Origin of the sequence: Achromobacter sp. ACM01, assembly GCF_014851745.1 — a bacterium.
Taxonomy (GTDB): Bacteria; Pseudomonadota; Gammaproteobacteria; order Burkholderiales; family Burkholderiaceae_B; genus Achromobacter; species Achromobacter aegrifaciens.
Window position 1 is genome coordinate 1,336,932 of record NZ_JACVAF010000001.1, and the last position, 16,659, is coordinate 1,353,590.

Annotated in this window: 16 protein-coding genes; 9 read left to right on the forward strand and 7 right to left on the reverse strand. The window is 65.4% G+C overall.

Translation table 11 applies throughout. The features are described from left to right. Positions 1-61 precede the first annotated feature (61 nt). Positions 62-1,072: a Dyp-type peroxidase gene (locus IB268_RS06135; protein ID WP_054451736.1), complete on the forward strand. Its 1,011-nt coding sequence runs from the start codon at positions 62-64 to the stop codon at positions 1,070-1,072. A gap of 264 nt (positions 1,073-1,336) precedes the next feature. Beyond that, positions 1,337-3,532, forward strand: coding sequence for a ferric-rhodotorulic acid/ferric-coprogen receptor FhuE (gene fhuE / locus IB268_RS06140; RefSeq protein ID WP_054452280.1), 2,196 nt, complete (start codon positions 1,337-1,339; stop codon positions 3,530-3,532). Positions 3,533-3,567: 35 nt separating this feature from the next. On the opposite strand, the gene IB268_RS06145 is transcribed toward fhuE, so the two are convergent. Next, positions 3,568-4,344, reverse strand: a complete 777-nt coding sequence (locus tag IB268_RS06145) for a hypothetical protein (protein WP_192353983.1) — start codon at positions 4,342-4,344, stop codon at positions 3,568-3,570. Between the two features lie 160 nt (positions 4,345-4,504). Between IB268_RS06145 and IB268_RS06150 the strand changes: the two genes are divergently transcribed. The 3 genes from IB268_RS06150 (at position 4,505) to IB268_RS06160 (ending at position 8,475) form a co-directional block, all read left to right on the forward strand. Continuing rightward, positions 4,505-5,554, forward strand: coding sequence for an NADP(H)-dependent aldo-keto reductase (locus IB268_RS06150; protein WP_054451732.1), 1,050 nt, complete (start codon positions 4,505-4,507; stop codon positions 5,552-5,554). A 189-nt stretch (positions 5,555-5,743) separates the two neighbouring features. Continuing rightward, positions 5,744-6,175, forward strand: coding sequence for a YciI family protein (locus IB268_RS06155; protein WP_054451730.1), 432 nt, complete (start codon positions 5,744-5,746; stop codon positions 6,173-6,175). Positions 6,176-6,285: 110 nt separating this feature from the next. After that, positions 6,286-8,475, forward strand: coding sequence for a TonB-dependent siderophore receptor (locus IB268_RS06160; RefSeq protein ID WP_370540006.1), 2,190 nt, complete (start codon positions 6,286-6,288; stop codon positions 8,473-8,475). Here IB268_RS06160 and IB268_RS06165 read toward each other — a convergent pair. Beyond that, on the reverse strand, positions 8,465-9,283 hold the full coding sequence (locus IB268_RS06165; protein ID WP_192353984.1) for a metallophosphoesterase: 819 nt from the start codon (positions 9,281-9,283) through the stop codon (positions 8,465-8,467). The two genes, IB268_RS06160 and IB268_RS06165, sit on opposite strands and share 11 nt — an antisense overlap. Positions 9,284-9,382: 99 nt before the next feature. Between IB268_RS06165 and IB268_RS06170 the strand changes: the two genes are divergently transcribed. From IB268_RS06170 to IB268_RS06180, 3 genes are all read left to right on the forward strand, one after another. Beyond that, positions 9,383-9,793 (forward strand): lysozyme inhibitor LprI family protein, encoded by a 411-nt coding sequence (locus IB268_RS06170; RefSeq protein WP_119449469.1) that lies wholly within the window; start codon positions 9,383-9,385, stop codon positions 9,791-9,793. An 8-nt stretch (positions 9,794-9,801) separates the two neighbouring features. Further along, positions 9,802-10,446, forward strand: coding sequence for a DNA-3-methyladenine glycosylase I (locus tag IB268_RS06175; protein ID WP_054451725.1), 645 nt, complete (start codon positions 9,802-9,804; stop codon positions 10,444-10,446). Positions 10,447-10,533: 87 nt separating this feature from the next. After that, positions 10,534-11,541, forward strand: coding sequence for a helix-turn-helix domain-containing GNAT family N-acetyltransferase (locus IB268_RS06180; RefSeq protein WP_054451724.1), 1,008 nt, complete (start codon positions 10,534-10,536; stop codon positions 11,539-11,541). Here the strand turns inward: IB268_RS06180 and IB268_RS06185 are convergent. The 4 genes from IB268_RS06185 to IB268_RS06200 form a co-directional block, all read right to left on the reverse strand. Continuing rightward, entirely contained in the window at positions 11,509-12,204 is a 696-nt protein-coding gene (locus tag IB268_RS06185) for a pentapeptide repeat-containing protein (protein ID WP_119449467.1), read from the reverse strand. The two genes, IB268_RS06180 and IB268_RS06185, sit on opposite strands and share 33 nt — an antisense overlap. Before the next feature lie 39 nt (positions 12,205-12,243). After that, positions 12,244-12,894, reverse strand: coding sequence for a response regulator (locus tag IB268_RS06190; RefSeq protein WP_054451720.1), 651 nt, complete (start codon positions 12,892-12,894; stop codon positions 12,244-12,246). Between the two features lie 167 nt (positions 12,895-13,061). Continuing rightward, positions 13,062-13,478, reverse strand: coding sequence for a gas vesicle accessory protein GvpU (gvpU, locus tag IB268_RS06195; protein WP_175160217.1), 417 nt, complete (start codon positions 13,476-13,478; stop codon positions 13,062-13,064). Between the two features lie 99 nt (positions 13,479-13,577). Beyond that, on the reverse strand, positions 13,578-14,561 hold the full coding sequence (locus IB268_RS06200; RefSeq protein WP_125471217.1) for a YafY family protein: 984 nt from the start codon (positions 14,559-14,561) through the stop codon (positions 13,578-13,580). Positions 14,562-14,679: 118 nt separating this feature from the next. On the opposite strand from IB268_RS06200, the gene IB268_RS06205 reads away from it, so the two are divergent. Next, entirely contained in the window at positions 14,680-15,285 is a 606-nt protein-coding gene (locus tag IB268_RS06205) for a glutathione S-transferase family protein (RefSeq protein WP_054451718.1), read from the forward strand. Between the two features lie 23 nt (positions 15,286-15,308). Here the strand turns inward: IB268_RS06205 and IB268_RS06210 are convergent, their stop codons facing one another. After that, a complete protein-coding gene (locus IB268_RS06210; RefSeq protein WP_192353985.1) occupies positions 15,309-16,634 on the reverse strand; it encodes a ParB/Srx family N-terminal domain-containing protein in 1,326 nt (441 codons plus the stop codon). Positions 16,635-16,659 lie beyond the last annotated feature (25 nt).

Here is a 16,659-nt window from a genome sequence, read left to right on the forward strand (position 1 = left end):
GCTTAGAATCGGACTAGCCCTTTCGCGCCGCCGCGCTCGCTTTCTTGAGGTCCCCGATCCGATGTCTGACCGTCAGCCCCTATCCCAAGCCGTCCACAATACGACGACCCGCCACGCGATTTTCATCGTGGCCACCCTCAATGAAGGCGCCGCCGCCGCCGAAACCGTGCGTGGCTGGTGCGCCGATGTCGCCGCCGTTGTCCGCACGGTGGGCACGCGCGCGCCCGAGCAGAATCTTTCCTGTGTCACCGCCTTCGGCTCCACGGCCTGGGACACGCTTTTCGGCGCGCCGCGTCCCGCCGCGCTGCACCCTTTCCGCGAGTTCGGTTCCGGCGAGCGCCTGGCCATGGCGACGCCGGGCGACCTGCTGCTGCACATCCGCGCGGACTCGATGGATTTCTGCTTCGAACTGGCCACCTTGTTGCTGGGCGGATTGGGCGATGCCGTGACGGTCGTGGATGAGGTCCATGGCTTTCGCTACTTCGACCGCCGCGCCATCATCGGCTTCGTCGACGGGACCGAGAATCCGGAAGGGCAGGAAGCATTCGACTTCACCGTCATCGGCGACGAGGACGCCGAGTTCGCCGGCGGCAGCTACGTGCTGGTGCAGAAGTACCTGCACGACATGAAGGCCTGGAATGCGCTGACGGTCGAAGGCCAGGAAGGGGTCATCGGCCGCCACAAGTGGTCCAACGTGGAACTCGACGACGACATCAAGCCCTCGTCCTCGCACAGCGCCCTGACGACCATCGAGGAAAACGGCCAGGAACTGAAGATCCTGCGCGACAACATGCCGTTCGGCCGGCCGGGATCCGGGGAATTCGGCACGTACTTCATCGGCTACGCGCGTTCGCCGCGTCCCATCGAGCTGATGCTGGAGAACATGTTCGTCGGACGTCCGCCCGGCAATTACGACCGCCTGCTCGACTTCAGCCACGCGGTCACGGGCGGCCTGTTCTTCGTGCCGTCGTCCGAGTTGCTGGAAGCGCTTGCCGAGCGCAGCCCGGCGGCCTGTGCGGACGCGGGCGAGCCTGCGGCGCAGGCGTTGGCGTCGGCGGGCAAGGCGGGCTGAGGCACAGCCACGAGCGGCCTTGGCCGCTACCGGGTAGCCGGAATTTCTGGCGCGGCCGCGACGATGGCCGCGCCAGTTTTCATTTTGACGCGCCATTCGACAAGCTACCCGGCCGGCCGGGCGGTCTGCCTGCAACCAGGTTGCGTCCCCAAAACGATACGGACGTCCAGCAGGTGATGCTTGGTTATTCAATAACGCACCTGAGAATTGTTTGCATTACACTTTCTTCCCATTAGAAGTTTCAACATGGGAAAGGAAGCCAACATGCAACACCCCGGGCCCGCCGGCCGCACTCGTTCCGTTCGTCCACGCCTCGTCCTGCGGCGCACGCCTTGCCTGGTGCTGATGGCACTGGCCTGCGGCACTGCCACGGCTCAGGACGAGGGCGTGGCCACCTTGCAGTCCGTACAGGTGATCGGCAACGCCGACAGCACCACCACCGAGGGCACCGGTTCGTATACGCCGCGCGCCACCGCCGCCAGTACGGGGCTGCCGCTGACATTGCGTGAAACGCCGCAGTCGGTCACGGTGGTCACGCGGCAACGCATGGACGACGAGAACATGCTTTCGCTGGTTGACGTGATGGCGAGCACGCCGGGTATTTCGGTGCAGAACTATGACAGCGAGCGGTATTCGTTCAATTCCCGGGGCTTCAGCGTCAGCAACTACATGTATGACGGAATTCCGACGAGCTTCGACACCGGCTATGCCGCGGGCGAGTCATCGCTCGATCCCATCATCTATGACCGGGTCGAGGTGGTGCGGGGCGCCACCGGCCTGCTGACCGGCGCGGGGAATCCGTCCGCGTCGATCAACCTGGTACGCAAGCACGCCACCAGCCGTGAGTTCAAGGCGGACATGAGCGTCAGCGCTGGCAACTGGGACACCTATCGCGGCACGGTGGATCTTTCCACGCCGCTCAACTCCGCCGGCAGTGTGCGCGGACGCATCGTCTCGGCCTATCAGGACAATCACTCCTACCTGGATGGCTACCAGAACCGCAAGAAGGTGTTCTATGGCGTGGTGGACGCGGACATCACCTCCCGCACGACGCTGAGCGTGGGTTTCAATTACCAGGACAACGACCCGAAACGCAGCAGCTGGGGCGGCTTCCCGCTCTGGTACGCCGACGGCGGCCGCACGGACTGGAGCCGTTCGCTGAACACCGGGGCGGACTGGAGTTCGTGGGGTAGCACGACCCAGGGCGCTTTCGCCAGCCTGGAACACCGCTTCGACAATGGCTGGACTGTCAACGCGGTGGGCTCGCATTCAAAGAACGAGATGGATGCCAAGCTTCTCTATCTCTATGGCTGGCCCGACCGCGACACCGGCCTGGGTGTGAACGCATCGCCGGCGTGGTACGTGGGAGACCGCAAGCAGAACAGCCTGGACGTCAAGGCATCCGGTCCGTTCACGCTGTTCGGCCGCCGCCACGAGGCTGTCGTGGGCGCCAGCTTCAACCGCCAGCACGGCGACTTCGACTACCGCTCGGCCCTGTCGAGCGCGGCCGTGGGCAATTTCCTCGACTGGGACGGCTCGTATCCGGAGCCGGAATGGAGCAGCGATTCGGTCACCGCCAATCGGTACACCACCAAGCAAACGGGCTGGTACGGCGCCTTGCGCTTCAATCTTGCCGATCCGCTCAAGCTCATCGTGGGCGGCCGCTACAGCACGTGGGAAACGGATTCGGTCGGCTTTGGCGGCGGCAGCCGCCAGTCTTTCAAGAAGAACGAATTCACGCCCTATGCCGGCCTGCTCTACGACATCAACGAGACCTACACGGCCTACGTCAGCTACACCGGCATCTTCAATCCGCAGAGCTATCAGGACCGCAGCGGCAACTGGCTCGATCCGCTCGAGGGCAAGTCTTACGAAGCGGGCATCAAGGGCGAGTTCCTGGACGGCAAGCTGAACGCCAGCGCCGCGGTGTTCCAGATCGAGCAGGACAATGTGGCCCAGGTCGATCCGGGCTACATGGTGCCGGGCACCATCAACCAGGCCTACACCGCTGCGCAGGGCACGCGCAGCCGCGGTTTTGACCTGGAGGTTTCGGGTGAAGTGATGCCGGGATGGAACCTTGCCGCGGGCTGGTCGCACTGGACCGCGCGCGACGGCGATGGCAATGCCATACAGACCGACCAGCCGCGCAGCCTGGTGCGCGTGTTCACGACTTATACGCTGCCTGGCGATTGGAACCGTCTGACGGTGGGCGGCGGCGTCAACTGGCAAAGCCATGTGTACACGATGGCAAGCGGCCCGAACGGAGAAGAGCGAGTCGGTCAGGGCAGCTATGCGATCACCAATCTGATGGCTCGCTACCGCTTCAATCGCAACCTGAGCGCCCAGCTCAATGTGAACAACCTGTTCGATCGCAAGTACTACAGCCAGATCGGGTTCTACAGCCAGGGCGCGTGGGGGGCGGGACGCAGCGCCATGCTGACGATGCGCTACCAGTACTGACGCGTGCCAGGACGGGGGGCGCAGGCGCCGCGCGCCTAGCGCTCCTGCTCCAGCGTCGCCTTCATCCGCACCATGCTCTCCTGGCTGACCATGATCACGCCGCTGGCTGGCTGGTCGATGTCCAGGATGAAGGTCAGCACCAGGGAAATAAGCGTGGCGAACAGGCCGGTCGAGATCAGCCGCCTGCGCTTGTGCAGCCCGGTGCCGTAGGCGATGAAGCCCATTGCGCCGCCGGTGACGATGAAGAGCAGATAGAAGACGGGCTCGGGTACGTGGTTTTCCAGCGCGACGCGGCGCTTTTCATTGACCTGGGCCATTTCGTTGATGGCCTGGATGAACATGACCGTGGATATCGACGGCGGGTTCTCCAGGACGCTCGCAGCCGTGCTCCGGATCTGGCGCTCGATGCGCCGCGACGTCATGCTGGCCGCGGCCAGGCGCTCCTTGTCGTTGTCGGCGTCGCTGAACTCCAGCGCCGTCGTCGTGTATTCCAGCAAGAGCTTCGCGATGGGATCGCGGGCCGCGGGAGGCAGCAGCTGCGAGCGCCAATAGGCGTTGCCGATGGCGTTGGCCTCTTCCAGCACCAGGTTCTTGCGCGTTTCGAAACGCGTCACCGACATCGCGAAGGTAAAGCCCAGCAGCAGCGCCAGCAGGCCCAGCAAGGCGGTCTGGAGCGCGCCGATATGGGTCTTGGCGGCGTCGTCGGAAGCGCGGCGGTGCCTGCGCCCCAACCGGAAGCCCAGCTCGATGATGGCCAGGCAAGCGATTACGCAGATGAAAAACACGTAGGTTTCATCAATTTCGCGCAGCACGTTGATTTCCGGTGGTTATTTGGGGATAGAGCGTATGCCGAGTGCGGCGCGGCGGGCAAGGGGCGAATAACCCGCAGCCGCGGATCGTTGCCAGGTATTTGAAAAGCTTCTTGGAGTAAGGTGTCGCTTCCCTAGTAAGCGACACCGCACGGAGCAGAAATTGAAATACCGCAAACTCGGCCGTACCGACCTGGATGTCAGCCTGATCGGACTGGGCACCATGACCTGGGGCGAGCAGAACACCGAAGCCGAGGCGCACCAGCAGCTGGACTACGCCCTGGAGCGTGGCATCAATCTGGTTGACGTCGCCGAAATGTATCCGGTGCCGCCCAAGCCCGAAACGCAGGGCCTCACCGAGACCTATATCGGCACCTGGCTGGCGCGCAGCAAGCGCCGCCAGGATATCGTGCTGGCCAGCAAGGCGGCGGGCCCCGTGCGCGACGCGAAGCGTCCGGGCCACATCCGCGACGGCAAGACCCACCTGGACCGCAAGAATCTGACCGCGGCCCTGGATGCCAGCCTGAAGCGCCTGCAAACGGACTACCTGGACCTGTATCAGCTGCATTGGCCCGACCGCACGACGGCCACCTTCGGCAAGCTGTCCTATCCCTGGGTCCAGGACGAGTACACCGTGCCGATCGAGGAAACGCTGGAGGTGCTGCAGGACTTCGTGCGCGCCGGCAAGGTGCGCCACATCGGCGTGTCCAATGAAACGCCCTGGGGTGTCGGCCAGTTCCTGCGGCATGCCGAGAACAAGAGCTTGCCGCGCATCGCAACCATCCAGAACGCCTACAGCCTGCTGAACCGCGTCTACGAGATCGGCCTGTCTGAGTACTCGCACCACGAAGGCGTGGGCCTGTTGGCCTATTCGCCGCTGGCGATGGGCATGCTTTGCGGCAAGTACCTGGACGGAGCGCGCCCGGCCGGCGCCCGCCTGACGCTCTACACGCGCTTCACCCGCTACAGCAATGAGCAGGCCGAGGCCGCCACCCGCGCCTACGTCGAACTGGCGCGCACGCACGGCATTTCGCCCACCCACCTGGCCCTGGCCTGGGTCAACCAGCGCCCCTTCGTCACCAGCAACCTGATCGGCGCGACCACGCTGGAACAGCTGAAGGAGAACATCGACAGCGTGGACGTGACCCTGTCGGCCGAGGTGCTGGAGGCGATCGACAAGATCCACGCCCGCCAGCCGAATCCGGCGCCGTGATGCGCTGATCGCCCCGTCAGCCATGGCGGCAAGAACCCATGACGCTTTCCGGGCGTCATGGGTTTTTCATGGAGGACGCCGACCCGGCCACGGATACACTTTTTTTCCTGGCGGCTGTCGATTTCGACTGGCGCGGTTCGTCGTGTGGATGGAGCATGCAAGTTCCACCATCCACACAAGGAGACCGAGATGCGATTCATGGTTCAAGTCAGGGCCACCGCCGATAGCGAAGCAGGGGTGATGCCCACCCAGCAACTGCTGGCCGACATGGGGCGGTTCAACGAGGAACTGGTCAAGGCGGGCGTGATGCTGGCGGGCGACGGCCTGAAACCCAGCTCCAAGGGCGCACGGGTGCACTTTTCCGGCAGCAGCCGGCAGGTGATAGACGGCCCCTTTGCGGAAACCAAGGAGCTGATTGCCGGCTACTGGCTCTGGGAGTGCGCCTCGCTGCAGGAGGCCATCGAATGGGTCAAGCGCTGTCCGAATCCGATGCCCGGCCCGTCTGACATCGAGATCCGCCCGCTGTACGAGGCCGACGACTTCGGCGAGGAGTTCACGGCGGAGCTGCGCGCCCAGGAGGAGCGGCTGCGCGATCAGTTGGAGAAAGCGTCCAAGCAGTGACCGCAGGGCCAGAGCGGCATGGGGAAGTTCGCAGTTGTTAATATAATTGCGAATCAGTCTTATTTATAAGAAATCGACATTTCTTCCCCTCCCGCTCTGGAGAATTCAACGTGGTCCGTCCCGCTTCCGCCAGGAAGTGCCGCGCGCGCAAGCACGCGCGGCATGCCGTTGCACCCTATGCCCTAGCCCTGACCCTGGGCATCGTTCATTCCGGGGGCGTCCAGGCCCAGGACGCCGGCACGCCGCCGCCGACGGTCGGGGGGGATGCGCAAGGCGTGGCCCAGTTGCCGGCAGTGACCGTCAACGCGACCTCGCTGGACGACACGCTGGAGCATCTGTCCGCGCCGGTGAACAGCGGGGCGCTGGGCAACCGCAGCCAGCTGGAGACGCCGTTTTCCACGGCCGTGGTCACCGCAGCGGATATCGAGGAGCGGCAGGTCCGCAAGCTGGGCGACGTGTTCGCCCTGGACGCATCCGTCACCGACAACAGCGCCTCCTACGGCGCCTGGGCCAGTTATCTGAGCGTGCGCGGCCTGCCGCTGGATTGGCAGAATTCCTACCGCATCGACGGCAAGCCCTTCCTTAGCTACGTCACCACCTTGCCTTACGAGCACTTCGAACAGATCGACCTGCTCAAGGGCGCATCCGGTTTCATGTACGGCTTCGGTTCGCCGGGCGGACTGATCAACTATGTCACCAAGAAGCCGACCGACGAGCCGGTGCGCAGCATCGAGCTGGGCTATGTGTCCAAGGGCCTCCTGCGTGAACACGTCGATCTGGGCGGGCGCGTGGGCGGCGACGGCCGCTTCGGCTATCGCCTGAACGCCACGCATGAAGAGGGCAATACCTATAACGGCGGCTCGCTGTATCGGGATTCGGTGTCGCTGGCGCTGGACGCGCGCCTGACCGACAAGCTGACCTGGGACTTCCAGTCCATCTACCAGAACCGCAAGGCGATCGGGCAGGAGCCGACCATCTACGCTGGCCAGATGGCGGGCTCGGAGCTGCCGTCGCCGGTGCGCAACGACAACGGCAGGCTGGTGGGCCAGGGCCCGTATGCCGACAATAAATTCCGCTTCTATTCGACCGGGCTGAAGTACCAGCTGTCGTCCGATTGGTCAGTGCGCACCGACTACAGCTACAGCTCCACTCGCACCCGCCGCAATGAATCGGTGCTGTTCCTGCAGAACCAGGCGGGCGACTACCAGGACTATCGCTCGGATTACGGTGAAGCCTATGCCTACAACCAATGGCAGGGCATGCTCGAAGGCAGGTTCAGCACCGGCCCGCTGAAACACCAGGTGGTGGCGGGCGCGTCCTGGCAAAAGCAGAAGAACGACTACAGCGCCAACGGCGTGTACCAGCTGCAAGGCACGGGCAATCTGCGCACGCAGAACACCAACACCTATTACAGCGAGGGCAGCCTGGACCTGTACCGCGCCGCGGAGATCACGCAGAAGGCGCTGTTCGCAAGCGACACCATCGACCTGACCGGCGGCTGGTCCGTGCTGGGCGGCCTGCGCTATACCGACTACGAACAGGTCGGTTTCGACGCCGCGGGCGTGCGCAATTCGCGCTACGACAAGAACGGCGTGCTGACGCCGACGGTGGCGCTGATGTACAACATCACGCCGCAGACCATGGCCTATGCCAGCTACATCGAGTCGCTGGAGCCGGGGTCGTCGGTGGGCAATACCTACGCCAACTTCGGCGCGCTGCTGGACCCGCTCAAGAGCAAGCAGTACGAACTGGGCATCAAGACCAACCAGGACGGCTGGGCTGCCACGGCGGCGCTGTTCCGCATCGAGAAGAAGGCGGAATACACCAACGCCGCCAATGAGCTGGTGCAGGACGGCAAGTCAATCTACCAAGGGCTGGAGCTGGGAGCCTCCACGCGCATTGCGACGAACTGGAACGTGGGCGGCAGCCTGATGTTCCTGGACTCGGAATACAAGAAGGGCTCCAGCTTCACCGGCAACCGCGTCGCGGGCGCGCCCAAGTTCGTCGCCGCCGCCCAGGTCGCGTATTCGGTTCCGCAACTGCCGGGCCTGAAGCTCAGGGCCGACGTGAAGTACACCGGCAGCACCATGCTGGGCGCTTCGAATGCGGTCCAGGTGTCCGACTACGCCATCGTCAATATCGGCGCCACCTACGACACGCGCATCTACGGCTACGAAACCACGTTCCGCGCGGGCATCAACAATCTGGCCGACAAGCGTTACTGGCTATACCAGTCGCCGGACTACGTGAAGGCGGGCGACCCGCGCACCTACGCCTTGAGCGCCAGCCTCAAGTTCTAGACGCCGTCACGTCCCACAGGCGGTCAGGCGCAAAGTCCTGCTGTTCGCCCTTCTTGGCGTAGCCCAGCGGATTGGCCACGATGCGGCAGCCATTCTTCACATAGTCCTGCGGACAGTGCAGATGGCCGTGCATCCAGACGTCGGCCAGGGGCAGCAGGGCGTCCAGCGCATTGCAGAACCCTGCTGTGCCGGGGGTGACGCCGTAACGCGGATCCGCGCTCGCCAAGGTGGGGGCGAAGTGGGTGATGGCCACGGTCGGCCCGTCGTGGGGCGCGCGCAGGGCGTCTTGCAGCCATTGCTGGCATAGCAGCCCCTGCTCGCGCATCTGCTCGGCCATGAAGGGCGCGCCGTTGCGGCGCATTTCGGCCTTTTCCAGATAGAAGTCCGCCGCGCGAAACGCTTTTTCGCGCTTTTTCAGGGCCGCGCCGACGGTGTCGCCGGGCGCGGCCAGCGCGTCGAAATCCGTCCACAGCGTGGTGCCGACAAAGCGCACGCCATCGATGACCAGCGTCTCGCGTTCCAGCCAGTGGATGCCGAGTTCGCAGCAAAGCTGGCGCAGCCGTGCGTGGGTCTCGTCGAAATCGACGTTGTCGTATTCGTGGTTGCCGGGGACATACACCACGGGCGTGGGCCAGCCCTTGTTCGGCGCATAGTTGCCCAGGCCGAAGTCGTCGCCGGTCATGAGCGAACCGCGGCGGTATGAGCCTATGTCCCCGGCCAGCACGAGCAGATCGGCGCCGGGCGCGGGCCGGGCCAGGAAATCCGGGTCGGTTTCAAGATGCAGGTCGGAGAGCAATTGGATCTTCATAGCCGCCATCTTAGGCCACTGGGGGCGCAGCCGCCGCTGCGGGAGGCCATTGTTCCATGCGACACTTTCCTGGTTCACCAGCCACACAGGAGGAATTCCATGCGTATCGCCATCATGACCGCCGCTGCCGCGCTTGCGCTGGCCGCAAGCGCGCAGGCGCAGCCGCTGGATTGCGGCAACGCGGCCACGCAGACGGACATGAGCCTGTGCGCCGACCAGGCGTACCGCAAGTCCGACGCCGCCTTGAACGCCGCCTACAAGGAAGTGACCGCGCGCCTGAAGAACGACCGGGACGCGACGACCCAGCTGCATGCCGCCCAGAAGGCCTGGCTGTTCTTTCGCGATGCGGAGTGCGCCTTCGCGTCCAGCAGCACGTCCGGCGGCAGCGCCTATCCCATGACGCTGAGCCTGTGCCTGGACAAACTGACGCAGGCGCGCACCAAGGAACTGCAGGCCTACCTGAAGTGCGAGGAAGGCGACCTGAGCTGCCCGGTGCCGGGCAAGCAGTAAGCCGCCGCATGAAGACCGATGAGATGAACAAGAACGATCCGGGCCTGATCACGGACGAGCAGGGCGTGGCGCGCTGCTTCTGGCAGCCGTCCATGCCCGACTATCACGACCATGAGTGGGGCAGGCCGGTGGCCGATGACCGCCGCCTGTACGAGAAGATCTGCCTGGAGGGTTTTCAGGCCGGCATGGCCTGGATCACGATCCTGCGCAAGCGCGAGGCGTTCCGCGCGGCCTTCGATGACTTCGACTTCGAGCGGGTGGCGCGCTACACGGAGCGCGACGTCGAGCGCCTGATGGGCGACGCGGGCATCGTGCGCAACCGTAGCAAGATCGTGTCCGCCATCAACAATGCCAGGCGTGCACGCGCCCTGGCCGACGAGACGGGTTCATTGTCGGCCTGGCTCTGGAGCCATGAGCCGCCGGCCCAGGACCGTCCCGCGACCGTGGACCTGGACTACTGGAATGGCAATCCGACCTCGCCGGCGTCGGCGGCGCTGTCGCGTGACCTGAAGAAGCGCGGCTGGACCTTCGTGGGCCCGACAACCATGTACGCCTTCATGCAGGCCGTGGGCATGGTCAACGATCACATGAGCGGCTGCGTCTGCCGCCAGACGGTCGAGGCCGCGCGCGCGGGGTTCAAGCGGCCGAAATAGGCCGCGGCAGCGGCTGGCGCGAAAAATGTTGAATTGGTTGCGATCCGCAAGTATATTGGTTGCGAATCGCAACTTTAAGGGCGCGCCATGGATCTGATCGATACCCCCATCCAGTCCCGCGATCAGACGATCCGGGATTTGCGGGAGTTCTCACGCAAACTGGTGCGCGAGCTAGGCTTCATGCGCAGCTCGCTGGCCGGCAGCGAGCTGGCGCCGTCCGCCGTCCACGCCATCATCGAGATCGGCCTGCAGCCGGGCATCCAGGCGCGCGATCTGGCGGCCATCCTCAGGCTGGACAAGTCCAATACCAGCCGTCAGGTCGCCAAGCTGGAGTCAGCCGGGCTGCTGACGCGCGAGGCCGACAGTGACGATGCGCGCTCGTCGCGGCTGTACCTGAGCGAAGCCGGCACCCGGCTGCGTACGCAGATAGACCAGTTCGCCACCGACCAGGTTTCGCGGGCATTGCGCCAACTGGCGCCAGAGGACCAGCAGTCGCTGATCCGCTTTCTTTCCCTTTACGCCGACGCCCTGTCGCACGAGAACCCCAACACCGCGCCCGCCGTCACGGGCGGCATCGCAGAGCAGATCCACGCGGGCTATCTGCCCGGCTGCATCGGCGACGTGGCCAGCCTGCATGCGCGCTATTACGCGCAGGCCTCGGGATTCGGCGTGTACTTCGAACGCAAGGTCGCGAGCGAGCTGGCCGAGTTCGCAGAAGGCCTGCCCGCCACCGGCAAGAACATCTGGCTGTACGTGGACAACGGCAGGACGCTGGCTTCCATCGTCATCGATGGCGATCTTGCCGCCCGTGAAGCGCACCTGCGCTGGTTCATCGTCGACGAGTCGCTGCGCGGCATGGGCGTGGGCCGCGTCCTGCTGGAGCGGGCCATGGCGTTTGTCGACGCCCACTACGACGAGACGTACTTGTGGACCTTCAAGGGGCTGGATGCAGCCAGGCATCTCTACGAGGCTGCCGGCTTCACGCTGGCCGAGGAGTCCGAAGGCCGGCAGTGGGGCAGCGTGGTGGTCGAGCAGCGCTTTGTCCGCCGCAGCCGGCGCGCTTCAGATCACGCTGATGCGCAATTCGGCCAGTAGGGCTGCCGCCTGAGTCTTGGATATGGTGGCGCCTGCCAGGCGCGCGGCCGAATTCAGGTCCAGGCCGCCCAGGTCGGCTTCGCGCAGGTCGGCGCCTTCGAAGCGGACATTCTTCAGGATGGCGTTGCGCAGGCTGCCGCCATGGAACACGGTGTCGCGGAAATCGCTGCCGGTCAGGTCGGCATCGGAGAAGTCCAGGTGCCGCACGTCGGTCTTGCGAAACGACACGCCGCGCAGCAGCGCGCCGACCAGCAGGCATTCCTCCAGCGACCAACCCAGGCAGGCGATGCCGTCGAAGTCGCTGCCGGTGAGCTTGCAGCCCTGGAAACGGGCGGCGGCCAGCCGGGCGCGGCGCCAGTTGGCATTGTTGAGGTCGCAGTTTTCAAAGACGGCATCGCTGGCGTCGCATGAGGCGAAATCCACCTGGCCGCCGCGGCAGCGCAGCCAGACGGAGTCCGCCAGCGTGGCGCCCTGAAAGGAAGCGCCAGCGATCGCGCACGCGGTCAATTGCGCGCCGCGCAGATCCAGGCGCGAAAAATCCGCGTCCTGGAAGTCGCAGTCATGGAACGACAGCGGACGGCCGGCCGACTGTTCGATCAAGCCCTGCATCAGCTTGCGGTCCACTTCCTGGCCCGCCACCGTCTCGATTGCTTTTTGCGTCATGCTGCGCGTTCCTGCCTGAATTTCCGGAAAACGGACAGCCTACTGGAAGATTTCGCTTTCGACGCAGAAGGCGATCAGTTCCTGGTCGGTGCGGACGTTGAGCTTGCGCATGGCCGAGATCTTCTGGCCGCTGACCGTCTTGACGCTGCGCTTCAAGGCCTCGGCCACCTGCATCATGGATTCGCCGCGGATGAAGTGGCGCAGCACTTCGAATTCCTTGGGCGACAGGCTGTTGATGCGTTCGCCGATGAACTTGCTGCGCTCATCGGCCGCGCCGTCGCGCTGGAAGCCGGGCGGATAGTACTTGCGGCCGGCATGCAGCGTTTCCAGCGCGGTCATGATTTCGGTGAGGTTGTCGCGCTTGAGCACCACGGCGGCCACCCCGGCGTCGTAGAGCGCCGAGATGATCATGGAGTTCGACACCATGGTCAGCACTACGATCTGGACGTCCGGATAATGCCGCGTCAGGTATTTGACCAGGCGGATGCCGTCGCCATAGGTGTCGTCGCCGGGCATGGAGTAGTCGGTGATGACCACGTGCGGCATATCGCGTTGCAGGTGCTGGATCAGCGCGGTCGGCCCGGGCAGGGTGGCCGTGACCTCGAAGTTGAGGTCCTTTTCCAGCAGGTCGCGCATCCCCATCAAGACCAGGGGATGGTCGTCGACCAGGACGATGCGGAGTCTTTCCATGCGGGGGAGTGACTTCAAGCGAGCCCGTGCTTCAAGTGGAGAGAAGGCGGGCGGACTCAGGGTTGGGGGCGGAGGCAAACCCATAGCGTAGTGGTTTTTGCGTAGCGGCGCGCCCCGCGCCCGAGAACCGGGGCGGGGACCTGTGCGCAATAGGGATATCGGCGGCCTCAGCCGGCCGCTTCTTCCTGCAGGCGGCCCAGCACGAAGCCGTCGACCGCGCTGGTGCGGCCGCGCCACAGCGTGGGCTGTCCGGCGATGGGGGTGCCGTCGGCAGTGAAGAACAGGGCGTCGGCGAGATGGATGTAGTTCGGCAGCGGGTCAGCGGGTTGGGGCACGCGGAAGACGTCGCCCAGTTCCGTCAGCGAGGCATGCACGGCCTTGCGAGTGGCGTCGTCCACCTTGTCCAGGGATCCCGTGAAGCTGGCGGCGAAGCTGTCGAAGTACTCTGCCCCGGACACGATGGAACCCGACACCAGCATGCCGCCCATCTGCAGGGTGACGCCGATGCTCTCGATCTGGCTGCCGTTGTTCACCAGGTTGACGAGGAATTGCAGGAAGGCGTCGGCGTCGGGAACGTTGCTCATGGCGTGATTTCTGGAAATGTTTGGAAAGCAGCCAAGATACTCGAATCGCGGGCGAAATACACAGAATGGGATAGGCCGAAAAACAGCCAAATCCGACCGCTATCCGCGCGCTTTGGGAACTGCCATTTTTTCCAGGCTGCGCCCCAGCCGTTCGCTGGCCAGACGCAGGCGGTCCTGCAGCGCCGCAGGCGCCAGCACCTCGAATTCGACGTCCAGCGCCATCAGCCAGTACACCAGCGCGTCCAGGCTGGGCACGGCGCATTGCAGTACGCAACGTGCTTCGTCCAGCGCTTCGATCTGGCCGGCGCCCGGCGGGATGCGCGTGGCCATGACGGCGCGCGGCGCGTGCAGGATCACGCGCGCGGGCTCCGGATGCGGCGCCATGTTGACCGAGCGCGAGACATAGGCGCGCAGATCGCCGCCTTCGGGCGGAGGGCGCGGCGCGAAATGCGCGCCGACTTCCGGGGCGCCCGCGATGCGGTCGATACGGAAGGTGCGCCAGTCCTCGCGCGCGGGATCCCAGGCCACCAGATACCAGCGGTATCCGGTATGCGCCAAGCCTTGCGGCTCCACCAGTCGGGTGCTTGCCCGGCCCTTGCCGTCCGCATAGTCGAAGCCGACCCGCAACTGGTCGCGGCAGGCGGCTGCCAGCGTGGCCAGCAGGGTGGCGTCGACGGCCGCGCCGTCGCGCGGGATCGGCACGATGGCCGATCGCAGCGCGTCGACCCGGTGGCGCAGGCGCTGCGGCATGACCTGCTCCAGCTTCACCAGCGCCCGCAGCGCGGTTTCCTCGATGCCGCCCACCGTGCCCGTGGCCGCCGTGCGCAGCGTGAGCGCCACGGCCAGCGCTTCATCGTCGTCCAACAACAGGGGTGGCAGCGCCTTTCCCGCGCGAAAGGCGTAGCCGCCGGCCACGCCGCTGCTGGCATGGACGGGGTAGCCCAGTTCGCGCAGCTTGTCGATGTCGCGCCGCAGGGTGCGGGGGTGGATCGCCAGCGTCGCGGCCAGTTCGGTCCCGGCCCAATGGCGGCGGGTCTGCAGCAGCGACAGCAGGCGCAGGAGGCGGTTGCTGGAAGTAAGCATGGCGGCACGATAGCGCGTATCGAGGGCGGAATCTGTCCTCAATGGATTCTACAGTGGCCCCCGTAGTCAGCGGCAGGGGCCGCGACGCACATCCCTTGATCGAATTGGAGATTTGCCCATGTCTATCGTCTTCTATTGGCACCCCATGTCCAGCGCAACCCCGGTTGCCAGCGCGCTCGCTGAACTGCAAGTGCCGCATGAACGCATCAAGGTGGACATCAGGACGGGGGAACAGCATCGCCCCGAATTCCTGGCGCTCAATCCCAACGGGAAGGTCCCCACGCTGACAGTGGACGGCGCTCCCTTGTTCGAAACCTTGGCGATACAGCTATGGCTGGGAGAGCGCTACGGCGTGGAGCGCGGCCTGTGGCCCGCCGCCGGCACGCCCGAACGCCTGCTGGCGATGTCGTGGTGCGCCTGGTCCTATGTCAGCTACGGCGCGGCGGTGATGCGCCTGTATCTCGCCACGCAGGGCGCTGACGCGCCCGGCGGCGTCGAGGCGGAACGCGTATTGGATGACGTGGACGCGTTGCTGGCCGTGCTGGACGGCCATCTGTCGCGGCAGCCCTGGATGTTGGGCGCGGCCTACTCATTGGCCGACCTGGTGGTCGGTTCGGTGGTCGGCTACAGCGCCTATCTGGGCGCCAGAGTGGCGTCGCATCCGCATGTGCGGGCATGGATGGACCGGGTCCAGGCCCGGCCCGCCATGCAGATCGACGCTTAGCGCGCGTGGGCGGGCGCCGCGGCTTACCAGCCCCAGCAGGTGCCGGTCGCGGGCTTGCCGCAGTTGCGGTAGTTCACGGCGAACCACAGCTTGCCTGCGCCCCGCGGACTGCCATCGTTCTTGGCGTCGTTGCGCGGCAGTTCTTCCAGGGTGTCGCGCGCCTTCTTGGTGGGCGAGCCGCTGGCGGCGTCGGGCGACAGCGCGATACGTCCCAGGCCGGCAGCGTCGCGGTCATCGAAGACGATGTCGGTGTCCTTCAATGCGCTCATCTTCAGGGAGGCGTCGCGCACCGCGGCGGCATAGCTGTCATTGGCGCCGGCAGGCGCCAGGCTCTTGTCGAGCGTGCTGACAGCGAGGATCTGCGCCGGCGCGGCGGGCGCCATCATCTTGTACTGGTCCAGGCCCGGCAGCTGGCCGCCCGCGGCCTGGCGGCGCAGCCAGTCGCCCCACAGGAACTCCGCGAACTCCGGCAGGTTGCCATTGCTGTAGGCGATGTCGCGGGTGAAGTACACCAGCGAGCGGTAGCGGTCCTCTTGCATGCCGCCGGCTTCCTGGGCGCTGGCCAGCCCCAGGCGGGCGGGCAACTGGTCCACGGTGATGGGTTGGTTCTGGCCGTCGCGCAGCCAGGCGCGGCGTTCGTCGACCATGCGCTGCCAGAACGCCGCCGCATTGGGCAGGGTGCTGTAGTTGGCGTCGACCTTGACCCAGACCGGCAGCTTGGGGCCGCCATCGGCGATTTCGCGCAGCGACGAGAAGGTATGGTGGCCGTCGGTCAGATACAGGTTGCCGTCCCAGCCGACCACCACCGTCTTGAGGTTGGCCGCGTTGGTGCCCGGGGCGTTCTTGCAGGCATAGGTGGCCGGCTGGTCCAGGCGGGCGACGCGCGCCTCGGCGATGCTCTGGAATTCCTGCGCGCGCTCGGCGCCGCCCATGTCTTCGCAGTAGTCGTCGAACTTCTTGCCGACCGTGCGGTTCAGGTAGTCCAGCTGCAGTGCCGGCTTGTCCGCCCAGGTCGGGCGTTCGAAGTCCCCTTGCCAGCGGCCGAGCTTGTAGTAGATCTGGTCGTAGCCGATGGCGGCCTGGGTGGGATGCAGTTCCTCGATGCGGACCTGGATGACGTCGCCCGGCTTGGCCTGCAGATAGGCCGTATTGCGCGGCGGCTGGGATTCTGCGGGGGGCGTTTCTTCGACGGGAGGCGGCGCGACGGTGACGGGTTCGTCGTCATGGTCGTCGCCGCCGCCGTTGCAGGCTGCGAGGGCCAGCGGCAGCAAAGCCGCGGCCAACGCATGCAACAAACGTTGCCGGCGGGCGGGAAAAGCGCGACGCGCGGGAAGAGAGGTAGAGGGCATGGTCCGTTTCAGGATCTGGTTTCAA